The sequence below is a fragment of the Vagococcus sp. 211 genome (genome assembly GCF_056322705.1).
The window spans coordinates 1,571,710-1,586,853 of sequence record NZ_CM150475.1; the positions used below are offsets into that span (position 1 = coordinate 1,571,710).

9 protein-coding genes are annotated in these 15,144 nt (G+C 35.3%); 1 reads left to right on the top strand and 8 read right to left on the bottom strand.

Going from position 1 to position 15,144, the window contains the following annotated elements; translation table 11 throughout:
* Positions 1-62: 62 nt before the first annotated feature.
* Both ACVWM0_RS07665 and ACVWM0_RS07670 read right to left on the bottom strand, forming a co-directional pair.
* Positions 63-3,107, bottom strand: a complete 3,045-nt coding sequence (locus tag ACVWM0_RS07665) for an AAA family ATPase (RefSeq protein WP_476472051.1) — start codon at positions 3,105-3,107, stop codon at positions 63-65.
* A 197-nt stretch (positions 3,108-3,304) separates the two neighbouring features.
* On the bottom strand, positions 3,305-5,329 hold the full coding sequence (locus tag ACVWM0_RS07670) for a urocanate hydratase (RefSeq protein ID WP_476472052.1): 2,025 nt from the start codon (positions 5,327-5,329) through the stop codon (positions 3,305-3,307).
* Between the two features lie 256 nt (positions 5,330-5,585).
* On the opposite strand from ACVWM0_RS07670, the gene hutI reads away from it, so the two are divergent.
* Entirely contained in the window at positions 5,586-6,854 is a 1,269-nt protein-coding gene (gene hutI, locus ACVWM0_RS07675; protein WP_476472053.1) for an imidazolonepropionase, read from the top strand.
* A gap of 29 nt (positions 6,855-6,883) precedes the next feature.
* Here hutI and ACVWM0_RS07680 read toward each other — a convergent pair whose 3' ends face one another.
* The 6 genes from ACVWM0_RS07680 to hutH all read right to left on the bottom strand — a co-directional run bounded on the left by ACVWM0_RS07680 (position 6,884) and on the right by hutH (position 15,083).
* Complete coding sequence (locus tag ACVWM0_RS07680) at positions 6,884-7,885, bottom strand: lipid II:glycine glycyltransferase FemX (protein ID WP_476472054.1); 1,002 nt, start codon at positions 7,883-7,885, stop codon at positions 6,884-6,886.
* 2 nt (positions 7,886-7,887) lie between these two features.
* The gene (locus tag ACVWM0_RS07685) at positions 7,888-9,105 is read right to left on the bottom strand and encodes a carboxylate--amine ligase (RefSeq protein WP_476472055.1); all 1,218 of its coding nucleotides are present in this window, start codon (positions 9,103-9,105) and stop codon (positions 7,888-7,890) included.
* Between the two features lie 24 nt (positions 9,106-9,129).
* Entirely contained in the window at positions 9,130-11,013 is a 1,884-nt protein-coding gene (gene asnB, locus ACVWM0_RS07690; protein WP_476472056.1) for an asparagine synthase (glutamine-hydrolyzing), read from the bottom strand.
* Positions 11,014-11,185: 172 nt separating this feature from the next.
* A complete protein-coding gene (locus tag ACVWM0_RS07695) occupies positions 11,186-12,067 on the bottom strand; it encodes a YitT family protein (protein WP_476472057.1) in 882 nt (293 codons plus the stop codon).
* Between the two features lie 46 nt (positions 12,068-12,113).
* A complete protein-coding gene (gene hisS / locus ACVWM0_RS07700; protein WP_476472058.1) occupies positions 12,114-13,406 on the bottom strand; it encodes a histidine--tRNA ligase in 1,293 nt (430 codons plus the stop codon).
* 123 nt (positions 13,407-13,529) lie between these two features.
* Positions 13,530-15,083: a histidine ammonia-lyase gene (gene hutH / locus ACVWM0_RS07705; protein WP_476472059.1), complete on the bottom strand. Its 1,554-nt coding sequence runs from the start codon at positions 15,081-15,083 to the stop codon at positions 13,530-13,532.
* Positions 15,084-15,144 lie beyond the last annotated feature (61 nt).

A 15,144-nucleotide genomic window follows, 5' to 3' on the forward strand; every position in this document is an offset into this window, starting at 1 on the left:
ATCATTAAATAGAAAAAAAAGGAGAACATCTTTCGATATTCTCCTCTTTATACCTTATCTATTTAATGACCAAATGTCTCCATTAATAAACGTCGCTCTAAACTGTCTTGATACCTATTCAGTTTATCCATGGCTTCTTCATAATAATCATGACTCGGTTTTTCCAGAGCTCGATTTAAAGCATCATGCTTAATCTCCTCTGTTTCGAGTTTTCTCTTAATAATTGCTTTAGCAAAAAAGACAACTCCTGCGTCCCTGTTGTTACCCATTCGATCCGCATAACGTTTCGCATTCATCAAGGCTTGATACGCTTCATCTAAATGATGACGTTCCACATGAATCAACGCATAATAAGCATCCAATCTTGTTTTTTTCCAGTAAGTAAATAATTCTTCATACAATACTTGCGCCTTTAAAAATTGGACTTCTGCTTCTTCATAATGATTCAACGCAAAATGAGCAATCCCAGCATTCATATAAAAAACAGATAAACTCGCTAGAACTTCTTTATCTTCACATAACTTAATCGCCTTATTAAACATCTCTAAAGACCCTTCAATTTCTCCTTGATTCAGTTTAATTTCACCTAAATAGTTATATGAAGCCGCAATATTGATGGCATACTTTTTAGCGATTTTTTCAGTAATCATAAACGTGTTGATGGATTCATTCAATAACTGCTCAGCTACCATATAATTACCACACATGATGTTATATAACCCTTTGAGTCTCAGTAAAATACCAATGGACTGATGATTATTCCCCTTGATAGATAAATCTAGGGCTAATTCAATAAATCGGACCATCTTATCAGGTTCATCAATTTGAATATAGTAATAAATCATTTGTTTATATCCAGCTAATAAGTATTTTTCATCTTCCAACTCTTTCGCTTGAGTAATCATTTCTTGGATATTGGCTACGCCTTGATTGTACTCCCCGTACTTAATTAAATAACGACCTTCTAAATACCAAAAATTCAATTGCAGTTGTTTGAATAAATCATCTTCCTCAAACTTATCTTCTCCACTTTCTAATTGATGCCTGATTTTATCAAATTCATCAAATATCCACGACTTACTTAATACGGAACTATCATCCACAATATTGTTACGATAAGCATCCACTGGAAATAATTCATGGAAATAACCTAAAGAACTTTCTAAGTATTTCAATTTATATTCCAAACTTTTCAGTAGGTTATTACCCTTTTTATAATGATAAGAAACATTATCAAACAGCAAACTATCATTTGAATTTTCTGGAACAGCTGCTTCCAGATACTTCGCAATGGCTTCGTGCATCATTCTTTTTTTAGCGGATCCTTGATTCATATAAACAAACTCACGTAATTTAATGTGTGTAAAAGCCACAGCTAATTCATCTTTTATCATGACTTCTTTTAAAATATTCTTTTTCACTAAGCTTTCAACTAAATCAACAATGACCAAAGGTTCTTTACCTAACAAATCATTGATTAAACTTAAAGGGGCATAGTCATAAAAATAAGAAGCAATACTCACTAAGTCTTGTTCTTCCTGTGTTAAATATAAAAAACGGTTCCTCAAAGCATCTTTCATTTTGATGGTCATTGTATTGAGGTTACTGTTACTTTTAAGTAGGGAAATATACTCGATTAAAAAGAATAAATTTCCTTGTGTATGGTCGTAAACATTGTTCACCATATTTTCTGTTACAGTTGCTTCCGTTAGTTTTTTATGAATAAATTCTTTCGACTCAGAGTATGTAAACGGAAACAATTCGACACACATTAATTTTTGATATTTATGCATGCTACATAAAAATCGGTCCATGTTTTCTTTCTCTACAGAGCGAGCCGTATAAACAAAAATGATACTGTCTTCTACATGTAACATAACACTGGTTAATAAAGACAGACTCGTAGCATCCATCCACTGAATGTCCTCAAATACTAAGACCATCTTTTGTTTATCACTTAATTTATTCAAGACTTCCGTTAACAATTCAGACAGCAATGTTAACTTCACAGGCGTTTGACTAACTAATTCTCTTGCGTCTGGTAAGTATTCATCAAAGTTTGGAAAGACTTGTGTAATAATCTCATTCCATAATTCTGGTTCAACGTCATCTTGTTCATTGATCATGAGCGATAGTTGATCCACGATTTGTTTCCAAGGTCGTAAGGTGTGCTTCTCTTCTGCTTGATAACACTGTGTCTCTAAAACTTTCAAATCCTCATCCACATTATCTAACACTCTGTTTTTCAGAGCACTTTTCCCAACCCCTGCTTCGCCTCTAATAGCAATGGATTTAAAAGGCATTCCACTTTTGAACTTTTGAAAATTCATTTCTAATTGTTGGAGTTCTAGGTAACGGCCGTAAAACAAATCATTAAACCGGTTAGACTCTTTTAAATTTTGTTGATTTAATGTTTCTAACGACGTTTCATATAACTCTTTGGATTTTGAATTTGGCTTAATATTTAGTTCACTTTTCAATAAATTGGATAAGTCATAGTAAGTCTCAATGACTTTGCCATCTTTTCCAGTTAATTGATAGAACCACATCAACAGCTGATAATTTGATTCGTCGTATTCATCAATGTAAATTAAACGGTGAATGTTTTTTTCAACAGACTCAAATCGCTCATTCTCTATGTCCTCTTTGATCTTATGGCTACACTCTTGTAAGAAACGTTTCTCAAAGAAGCTCCGCATCTTAACGGTCCAAAAATCAAAACTATCACAATCTTTTAGAAAAAAACCTTTCAAAAATTCATGTGTGTATAAGTGTAAATGTGTTTGTGCATCTTCTAAAAATAAGTCTGTATCAATTTCAATATCCAATGCTTCATTCAATGTTAAGATTGATTTGTTTGGTGAACTGATGACTTCTACATCAAAGGCTTTGTTCGCTTGGTAAATAGCATTTCTCAAGTTCTTCTTAGCATTCTGCTCGTTTTTATCTGGCCACAACAACCCTGCTAATTCATCTCTACTTACGTTTTTATTAATGAATAAATAATACAATAAGGCATTTATCTTAGAAAAAGAAAAAAAGATAACTTCTCCATTCATGGTTATCTCCGGACTCCCAAAAAGTGTACATCGTAGTTTATTCGTCAATGCTCTTCCCCCTCTAGTAAGCGTTACTTCCCCTTGTAGTGTTCTTTTTACACTATAGTTTGTTAATTCTATAACACAATCATTATACGGTATTAATTAAATAATTGGAATAGAACACTTGTTATAATATTAAGTAAAAAAAGACTCCAAAAGACAAAGCTTTTGGAGTCAACTCTCTGGATAGGAAATATCACTTTTTAGTTAAATAATTGGCTTACTGCACTTGATACTTTTTCATCATCTGCTAGGTAAGGAATTGTAATATGATCTAATCCTTCACGCATTTCGTTATACTCCATTGATGTTTCAATCGCATTGTTATTTCTAGCCCAACTACGTCTTGCTACACCACCCATAGTATCCCAAGATATAGCTGATTTGATAATAGAATCTGTTAATTCGCTACCATCTAATACTAATCCAAAGCCACCGTTGATTGATTTACCAATACCAACACCACCACCGTTATGTAAAGCAACTAAACTCATACCACGAGCAGCGTTACCAGCGTAACATTGTGTTGCCATATCAGCTGTAATATTTGAACCATCTTTGATATTTGATGTTTCACGGAATGGAGAATCTGTTCCTGATACGTCATGGTGGTCACGACCGATCATAACTGGTCCAATTTTTCCTTCACGTACCATTTCATTAAATTTAAGTGCCACATTCACACGACCTAATGCATCTTGGTAAAGAATACGTGCTTCAGTACCCACAACTAATTTATTGTTTTCAGCATCTTTGATCCAGTTGTAGTTATCACGGTCTTGATAGCGACGTGTTGGATCAATGACTTCCATTGCTGCTTTATCTGTAGCAACTAAGTCTTCGTGTTTACGACTTAGACATACCCAACGGAATGGTCCATAACCATAATCGAATAACATAGGTCCCATGATGTCTTCAACGTATGATGGCCAAATGAAACCATCTTTATCGTCAGTACCATTTTTAGAGATTTCTTTAATACCTGAGTCATAAATAGCTTTCATAAATGAGTTACCATAGTCAAAGAAATAAGTGCCTTTGCTTGTTAATGATTTGATCACATTGAAGTGACGTTCTAATGTTTCGTCAATTAACTTTCTAAAGGTTGCTTGGTCTTCACCTAATAAACGTGTTCTTTCTTCAAATGAAATTCCTACTGGACAATAGCCACCCTCATGCACGTTATGACATGATGTTTGATCTGATAATAAATCAACATGGATATCATTTTGATCAATGTATTCTAACAGATCAACGATATTACCATGGAAGGCAATAGATGTTGATGCTTTTCTATCTAAGTAATCTTTAGCCAAAGCCATTGTTTCTTCTGGTGTTTCAGCCACATGACTAATCCAACCTTGTTCTAAACGAGTATCAATACGAGAACGGTCAACTTCTGCCACGATCGTTACTGACTTAGCAATTTCTCCAGCTTTACCTTGAGCCCCACTCATACCACCTAAACCAGACGTGATGAATAGTTTACCTGTTAAATCGCCATCATCTGGAACACCTAATTTTAAACGGCCTGCGTTTAATAATGTATTGAATGTACCATGTACAATTCCTTGAGGTCCAATATACATCCAACCACCTGCAGTCATTTGACCGTAGTTAGTCACACCCATTTGTTCCCCGATTTCCCAGTCTTCAATGTTATCGTATTCACCAATAAGTAACCCATTAGTGATAATAACGCGAGGTGCATCTTTTTTAGAAGCAAACAATCCTAAAGGATGTCCTGATTCTAAAACTAATGTTTGTTCATCTGTCATTTCTTCTAAGTAGCGCATAATTAATTGGTATTGCATCCAGTTAGAACATACTTGACCTGTTTCACCATAAGTCACTAACTCATATGGGTATAAGGCAATGTCAAAGTCTAAGTTGTTATCAATCATTACTTGCATCGCTTTAGCTGCTGTACATTTTCCTTTATACTCATCTATTGGTTTACCGTATACACGGCCCTTTGGATACCAGCGATACCCATAAATACGGCCACGTGTTTTTAGTTCTTCTAAAAATTCTGGAATGACTTGATCATGGAACTCTTCTGGTACATATCTTAAAGCATTTTTAAGTGCTAATTTTGTTTGAGCTTCTGTTAGACGGAAACCACGGTCTGGAGCACGTCTAATTCCTTCTTGAAATTCTGGCATGTCTGGTAAAACGTTTGGCAATTTAATTGTCATCGCTTTACTAATATCTGTATTACTAATCATTGTTGTTTCCTCCTCAATATCATTGAAAATCTTGATTTAGTTTTTTATAGGTAGTTCATATATTAGGTTATGTCTACATCTTAAAGTATGATGGTCTATTTAAAGTCTATTGTGGGCTTTTTTTAAAAAAATTTGTTATTTTTTTACGTCAAAAAAACGGTTTCATCTTTTTGACTATAATTAGATGGACCAGGCATACATTTAGATGGAATAACTTGTTATAATAGAAGTGTACTATAAGGAGGAAGAAAATAATATGATAGCTGATAAAATACTTAACAACTTCAGTCAAATTTTTTGTCCAGTGGATAAGGGACGTGCTTTAAGAGGCGCTGAAATGAGTGAAGCGAACATCATCGAAAATGGCTATATTGCTATTAAAGATGGAAAAATCTTAAAAGTAGCAAGTGGGCAACCTGATGCTTCTTTAATAGGTGACTCAACAGAAATGATTGATTACTCAGGTAAATTAGCTTCTCCTGGTTTGATTGATTGTCATACTCACTTAGTGTACGGTGGCAGTCGAGAGAACGAATTTGCTAAAAAATTAAATGGTGTGAGTTACTTAGATATCTTAAAAGAAGGCGGCGGTATTTTAAGTACGGTTCGTTCAACAAAAGCAGCTTCTTTTGACACCTTATATAATAAGTCAGAACATCTACTTGATCAAATGCTAGTACATGGTGTGACAACCGTTGAAGCAAAAAGCGGTTACGGTCTAGACTGGGAAACAGAAAAGCGTCAATTAGACGTGGTTCATGCTTTAGATGACAAACACCCTATTAGCTTAGTTTCTACCTTTATGGCAGCTCATGCTATTCCAGAAGAATTCAATGGGGATGGAGATGCCTTTATTGAATTGATTATTGAAGAGATGTTACCTAAAGTAAAAGAAGATAATTTAGCTGAATTCTGCGATATTTTCTGCGAAACAGGTGTCTTCACGGCAGAACAATCTCGTCGATTATTGACAGCAGCTAAGGATTTAGGCTTCAAACTACGTATTCATGCTGATGAAATTGATTCTATTGGTGGTGTTGATTTAGCCGCTGAACTTCACACGACAAGTGCTGAACATTTAATGGCTATAACAGATGACGGCATCAAAAAAATGAGCGAAAGTGGCGTTATTGGTAATGTTTTACCAGGAACAACGTTCAGTTTAATGGCCGACACCTATGCCCCTGTTAAAAAAATGTTAGAGGCTGATATGGCGATTACTCTCTCAACTGATAGTAATCCTGGTAGCTGTCCAACAGCCAACATTCAATTTATCATGCAACTCGGCTGTTTCAAAATGCATTTAACTCCGATTCAAGTCTTTAATGCTGTAACAATCAATGCCGCTTACTCAGTGGTTCGTGGGAATACGATTGGCAGTTTAGATGAAGGAAAATTAGCTGATATTGCTATCTTTGATGCACCTAATATTGATTATCCACTATATTTCTTTGGTACTAACTTAGTATTAGACGTTTACAAAGAAGGAGAACTCGTTTCTAAAGAGCGTCAAGTCATCAGATAAAAAAAAAGAAGCCCGAGGGGCTTCTTTTTTTATTTACTTAAGAAAGTTTGATAAGCCTCTTCATCATAGACTCTATCAATTTCTCCAATAAATTCTGTCACATTGTCGTTACCAACAAAGCCACGTTTAAAGCGGTACAATCCGTCGGTTTCTTCAATTTCAAAGATACCTCCGAAATCATAATATCTTTTCCCTTGGCTAACACCCCAACGAATCATTTCCCACTGCATTAAATAATTAGGCATTTTGTTTCGGTGTAAGTTATTAGAACCACCGTACATATACCAGGTTGTATTACCATAGCTCAGACATAAGGCTCCTGCTAATACTTCCCCTTCAAAACTCGCAATAAATACTCGTGCATGCTCGCCATAAGCTTCTAATACTCGTTCGAAATACTCATAAGGACGGTAAGTAATACCTTGTCTCTCACTCATAATAACATGAGTTTCATAGAAAGCTTTTAAGTCATCTAACTCTCTAGAAGAATGAACCTCAATCCCTTTTCTAGCTGCTAAACGAATGTTATAACGTGTTTTAGAATGGAATTCTGCAAGTAACTCTTCTTCCGTTTTCCCCTCCATGTTCAAACGCATGTTCAAACGAGGTTGAATCGTACTATGTGGGTCAATCTCTGTATTTCTTACTTTAAAACCTGCTGCTTCATACGACGCACTTAATTCGGCATCATAATAAACTTCAGGATCTGTTCTTAATAAGAAGATATTTTCTGATGCTAATTGTTTCTCGGCTTCATCGTACAATGCTTTGACCAACTCAATATCATAAATATCGCATACTGGTCCTCTTGTAGAATAAGCTAATTTTTTACCTTCCACAGCTGATACCGTCAAAATAGACATAGCTGCGATGATCTTACCCTCTTCTTCTAAATAAACATAAAAAGGTGACCAATTATCTTTTACTTTACTCCAAGCCATATCCTGTGTTGTTGATGTGAATGGGCTATTATAAACAAAGGCTTCGTACTTCTCTACTTCTTCAACATTCGTTAAATCTACTAACGGCATGTTTAAGATCCCTTCCTCTCAAACCATTTTTCATAACGTTCTGTGTATGATTGGTAGTATTTCTTCATGTTACGATTTCTAATAAATGACTGGTCTTTGTCATAGAATAACGTGTAACCATAGTCATCTTTAGCTATCATGTCTCTTGCTACTTGTTTCAATGCATCGTCTTCTGTATATGTCGTAACGACTTCTCTTGGTACACCTAGCCAAAGTTTTTCTTCTTTATTTAGTATTACTTCGTCTGGTTGTTCATCAAAAATTAAATCTTTGATTGCTTGACTTATCAAGTTACAGCCTGCCAAGGTTGTATAAAAACTGCTACGTCCTGGTCTTAAGTTAATTTCAAAAATCTTGAACTCATTGTCTCTTGGATCAAACTTCATATCGAAGTTAGCGAATCCAGTGTAATCAATTTCTTCTAAAAACTTAGCATAAGTATCGTAAATAGCTTTATTATATGTGCTCTTAATTGCCACATAATTACCTACTAAAGTAGGTGTAACATCTTCCAAGAACGGATGCCCTAAACACATAGAGTGAACCTTTTTGTCACGGCCAACGTAGGCATTCAAGACACGCATATTACTATCTGCTCCAGGGATAAAATCTTGCATCAACATTGTATCTGAATAACCTGAATCAAAAATATTGTGTAGCGCAATTCTTACCTCTTCTTCGTTCTGTAAAATATAAGCTTTTTTCTTATCTTTGATATCAGCAACAGTGTAAGTCACACTATTACTTGGTTTTACTACAACAGGGTAATCAAAAGGTATCTCAATGCCTTTGTAATTATCTGGTGTTATTTTTAAGGTTTTTGGATAAGGTAGGCCTACCTTATCACATAGTTCATAAAAATCTTCTTTTAAAATGAGTTTGTTTTTAAGGTCTTGCTTAACAAAAGGTAATTCACAAAACGCCGATAGCTCTTCTTGATGATCTATCACAAGTTCTGCGTAACCATCACTTGCAGCAAATAAAATCAGTTTATCGTGTTGTTGTAACTTTTCTTTGAACACTCCCTGTAATGCGTTAACAAAGATATCTGGATTCATCAAATCATTGACCACTTCAATGTCAATAATTTTAGAATGATTGGTCATTGGTAGTTTCCCTTGACCTACACACAAACTTTTAATCCCATACTCCATATGAATAGAACGAGCAATACCATACGCATTAACATCTGTTCCTAAAATAATAGGTAAAAAATTCATCTATCTTCCTCCTACTTGACTGTTTTAAGCTGTTAAATCTACTAATTCAGGTTTTGTTCCATCGTTAATAAAGTAAACATTATACCAAGTTAAAAACGTGAAGATTGTCCAAATTTTTCGACGTTCATCGACTTTCTCTTCAAAGTTATCATCTAATAATTGGATAATTTTATCTTGATCAAAAAATTCTGATACCCATTCTTCTGAAAAAATGGTCCTAACATACTTGTAGTAACGTTCTTCTCTTAACCAATCTTTAATTGGTACTGGGAACCCTAATTTTTCACGATTTGACCATTCTTCAGGTAAATGTCTACCTGCAGCTTGACGGAAGGCAAACTTCGTATTTTCATTGTTAATCATGAATTTTTCTGGTACTTGTTCTGCCACTCTCATCATTTCAATATCTAATAAAGGCGTACGAACTTCTAGGGAATGGGCCATAGATAGTTTGTCTGCTTTAAGTAAGATATCTTTTGGCATCCATTGATGGACATCTAAATATTTTTTCTTTTTAAGGTCAGAAAAATGTCTGACTTTTTTGTATTGTTTACCAACAATCTCTTTAACTGATGGAGACGTTTGATAGTCTTTAGCTAAGTAAGACAATGCTTCTTTCTCTTCAAATACTTTGGCATTCCCAATAAAACACTCTTCAGCAGGTGCTAAATTTGAGTACATATGTAAGCTACCTGGAAATTGTTTGTCTTTAATAAAATTAGCTAAACCATGTCTTGGTTTTTCTGGTAATTTCTTCAACACATTGGTCATGTTTCTGATGAATTTAGAACGTGTATAGAACCCGTAAGTTTGGTAGCCTCCAAATAACTCATCTGCTCCCTCACCACTCATCACAACACGCAAATCACGACTTGCTAATTCTGATAAGAAGAACAATGGCACACATGATGGATTTGAATCTGGTTCATCTAAATGATATTGAATCAATGGGAAATTGGCAAATGACTCTTCCCCTTCAATTATACGAGATTCATTTTCCAAACCAATGATATCTGTTAACGCTTTAGCTTCTACAGATTCATTGAATGTTTTGTCACCAAAACCAATAGAATAAGTTTTGTTAGGGCGTAAGACCGTTGCAACGTAGCTAGAATCTACACCTGAAGATAAGAATGATCCGACTTCAACATCGGCTTCTTTATGAAGGGCGATAGATTCTTTTACACTCTTATCAATTAATTCAACTGTTTCTTCTAACGACATATTTTTTTCATTGTCTTTAACATCCCAGTATTGTCGCATCTCTAATAGACCATCTTTATATGTAAAGAAATGTCCCTCTTTGATCCGATAAACGTTCTTGAAGAATGTTTCGTCCAAAGCAGAATATTGGAAGGTCATAAATGGGCGTAAAGCCTCTTTATTCAATTCCTTTTTAAAATCTGGGTGTCTTAAAAAGCTTTTAATTTCAGAACCATACATGAATGTTCCGTTCATTTCTGTATAGTATAAAGGTTTAATTCCAAAATGGTCACGTGCACCAAATAATTCATTGGTTTCTGTGTTCCAAATAACAAAAGCGAACATACCTCTTACTTTTTGCAACAATTCCACACCGTATTCTTCATAACCGTGAAGTAATACTTCTGTGTCTGCATGAGTTGAGAAAATATGACCTTTCGCCACTAAATCTTCACGTAATTCATGGTGATTATAAATCTCACCATTGAACGTAATCACCATTGTGCCATCTTCATTATAGATAGGTTGTGAGCCGCCTTCTAAATCCACAATACTTAATCGGCGAAACCCTAGCGCAGCTTTATCATCAATATGATGTCCTGAACTATTTGGCCCTCTATGAGCGATAGCATCCATCATGTTTTCTATATTTTTTTCTTTTGAGTCTATGTTGTCGTTATTAATAAAACCAACAATTCCACACACATTAATTCCCTCTTTCGTCAATCAAGTTATCTATTTAATGTAATAGACCATTATCTCATATTTTAACACGTTCATACATCATAATATACGATGTTAATGATTTGTTAACTATTTATACAAAGGAGAACCCCAAAAGTCACCTCACTTTTGGGGTTACCAAAACTATTTAAAATTATAGACCATTATCGTCAAAGCGTCCAATGGTATGGACATTTTCTGAAATACTCACAAAAGCATTATCATCAGCTTCATTAATGGCTTCTTCTAATTGGTGCATCTCATACCTTGTGATAACTGTCAGGAGAACAGCACGTCTTCTGTGATCATAAGCACCTTCTGCTTCATCGTTCAATACAGTAATACCACGCATTAATCTTACTTTCAAAGCAGCAATCACCTCTTCAGGTTGATTCGTCACAATAATGACTTGCATTTTTTGTTGTTTAGTATAAACGAAATCCATGACTTTCCCACTTACAACAATAGATAAGATACTATAAAAGGCATAAGGAAAGCCAAACAGATAGCCTGCAGCTAAGACAATAATCCCATTAATAATCATCGAAATATTACCAATGCTTCTACCTGTCTTTTTACGTATAGCGATGATTCCTATATCAAGGCCTCCCGTTGCAATGCCATTTTTCAAAGCAAAACCTAAGGAAAACCCCCCAATCGCACCACCAAACAAGGCGCCAATAATCGGATCATCTGTCAAAGTGACTGTTGGGACTAACTCAATAGCTAGAGAAGCAAACGTCACGCTAACTAAAGCATAAATAACTATTTTTTTATTCATTTTCGTCCAACCATAAATTAAAAAAGGAAGGTTTAGCACATAATAAATCAAAGACACTGAGGGTTGATACCCTGTTATCTTTTCAAATACTGTTGTGGATATCTGGGTAAAACCAGTGATTCCTCCCGTATAAATGTTAGCTGGTCGCCAGAAAAAATTTAAAGCCACGGCATATAATAAAGCATATAAAAACATTACCGTTACTTTTCGGGTCATTATCGTTAGCGGACTTTGTTCATCCTCTATTGAGTACATGTTATAAAACTCCTTTAATATCACTACGCTGTTAACGTTTCTTTATTTAGATAAAGTCACTAATTGCTACTTTAAAGTTGTCATAAATAGCTTCTAATGACACTTCTTCTTGTACACCAGAGGCCATATTCTTAACACGAACAACGCCCTGTTCCATCTCTTCCACACCTAGAGTCAATACAATCTTAGCATTCAACTTATCTGCTGATTTAAATTGAGCTTTGGCTTTACGGTTTAAAAAGTCTCTTTCTGCTACAAACCCTGCACCACGAGCCGCTTGTACTAATTTCAAGCTCTCCATATTCGTTTCTGCACCAAGTCCTACAACATACACATCGACACCATCTTGTTTTGGAATCTCAATGCCTTCTGCTTCCATTGTAATGATGGCACGTTCTAATCCTAAACCAAAACCAAATCCTGTATCATGTGAATCTGGACCATTAAATTCTTTGACTAAGCCATCATAACGACCACCAGCACAAATAGTAGTAATTGACCCATTAAACCCTGGGGCATTACTCATGATTTCAAAGACAGTGTGGTTATAGTAATCCAACCCACGAACCATACGGTGATCAATCACGTACTCAACACCTAAAGCGTCTAATAATGCTTTGACTTCCTCAAAGAAAGCACCTGATTCTTCATCTAAGAAATCTAAAATAGACGGAGCATTTTCAACAATGACTTTGTCTTTTTCGTCTTTACTGTCTAGCACACGTAATGGGTTAACGTGTAGACGACGTTGTGAATCTGCACTTAACTCGTCAAATTTTGGTTCTAAATAATCGATTAACGCTTGACGGTAAGCAATTCTGTTTTCTCTCGTTCCTAGCGAGTTAATTACAAGTTGTGTGTGCTCCACACCTAATTTTTTATAAAAATCTAATGCTAAAAGGATACCCTCCACATCTGTGGCCGGATTGCTACTACCAATAATTTCCATCCCAATTTGGTGGAATTGGCGTAAACGGCCTGCTTGAGGACGTTCGTAGCGGAACATTGGTCCAATATAAAAGGCTTTAAATGGGTTTTGGTGTTCTGGCCCAAATAACTTGTTCTCTACATAAGATCTAACAAGTGGTGCTGTTCCTTCTGGACGAAGAGTGATGTGACGATCCCCTTTATCTCTAAAATCATACATCTCTTTTGTTACAATATCTGTTGACTCTCCCACACCACGCATAATGACTTCAATGTGCTCAAACATAGGTGTTCTCACTTCATGAAAATCGTAAGCTTTAAACACTTCTTTGGCTGTATTCTCAACAAATTGCCACTTAGCTGATTCTCCAGGTAAAATATCATTGGTTCCTTTTGGTTTTTGATACTTCATATATAACACTTCCTCTAATTTAATCTTAACCTTATAGTATATAAAAAACACTGATTTATCAAGGCTTTCGACTGTATTTACAAAGAAAGCTCTGAATATTTTCATATCCAGAGCTTTTTTAAACTATTTACTGAAATCAAATTGGATGTCTAAGTCGACAACTTTTTCAACTTCTCTTAAGAAGTCACCTTTGATTAATACATCTGTTGCTTTTTCTAACTCATCGTAGATTTCGATGTCTTTATCTAACTCGATAAAGTTAACATGTTGTCTGAAGAAGTCATAAGCAACTTGTGTTCCTTTACCTAATACACCACGATCAGAAACAAAGTCTAAAGCTTGACATGCAGCCATTAATTCAGTTGCTACGATACGACGAGAGTTACCTACGATATCTCTAGCAGTACGTGCCGCTGTTGTTCCCATACTTACAAAGTCTTCTTGGTTTTCACAAGATGTGATTGAATCCACACTTGCTGGATGAGCCAAGATTTTATTTTCTGATGCTAATGATGCAGCAGCATATTGTGTAATCATGAAGCCTGAGTTAACACCAGGATGTTTCACTAAGAATGAAGGTAAGCCACTTAAGTTAGTATTAACTAAGCGTTCCACACGACGTTCTGACACGTTACCAATTTCAGCAGCACCAATTCCTAAGTAGTCAAATGGTTGTGCTAAAGGTTCACCATGGAAGTTACCACCAGAAATAACGTCGCCACTACGAGTAACAATTGGGTTATCTGTTACTGAGTTAAGTTCGATTTCAACTTTTGATTTAACAAAAGCCACTGTGTCTTTACTTGCTCCATGAATTTGAGGCATACAACGTAATGTATACGCATCTTGCACACGTTCAGCATTAGCTTGAGTTGTTAATGTGCTACCTTCAAGTAAGTGACGAATATTTTTAGCTGTTGCTAATTGGCCACTTTGAGGGCGAATAATATGTAATTCTTCGTCAAACGCGTTAACAATACCGTTATGTACTTCCAATGATAATGCACCAACAATATCTGATACTTTTAATAATTCAATGGCATCATATGTTGCTAAAGCACCGATACCTGTTAATACAGTTGTACCGTTAATTAAAGCTAATCCTTCTTTTGCTTCTAAGTGAATCACTGGAACACCAGCTTTTTCCATTGCTTCTTTACCAGTCATTAATTCACCGTTAAAGTACGCACGGCCTAAACCTAACATTGGTAATACCATGTGAGATAATGGTGCTAAATCTCCTGAAGCTCCTAATGATCCTTTTTCAGGAATATGAGGAACCACGCCATTATTAAGCATAGCCATTAATGTTTCGATTGTTGATAAACGAATACCTGAGTAACCTTTTAGTAAAGAGTTAATACGAATTAACATAATAGAACGTACTTCGTCTTCTTTTAATGGATCACCGTAACCACTTGAGTGAGTACGAATTAAGTTTTCTTGTAATTGACGTGTTTCTTCTTGAGGAATACTTACTTTAACTAATGAACCAAATCCTGTGTTCACTCCGTAAGTTACTTTTTTGCTTTCTACAATATCGTCAATGATTTTACGAGAAGCGTTAACAGCTTTCACTGCACCTTCTGACAATTCAACAGTTGCTCCTTGTCTTGAAACTTCAATCACTTGCTCTAATGTTAAATCATTACCTGTTAATACAATATTTTTTGACATGTCCATTTCCTCCAATACATTTTTGACTATCCTTAATTTTATTACAAAACTCCTTCATTAT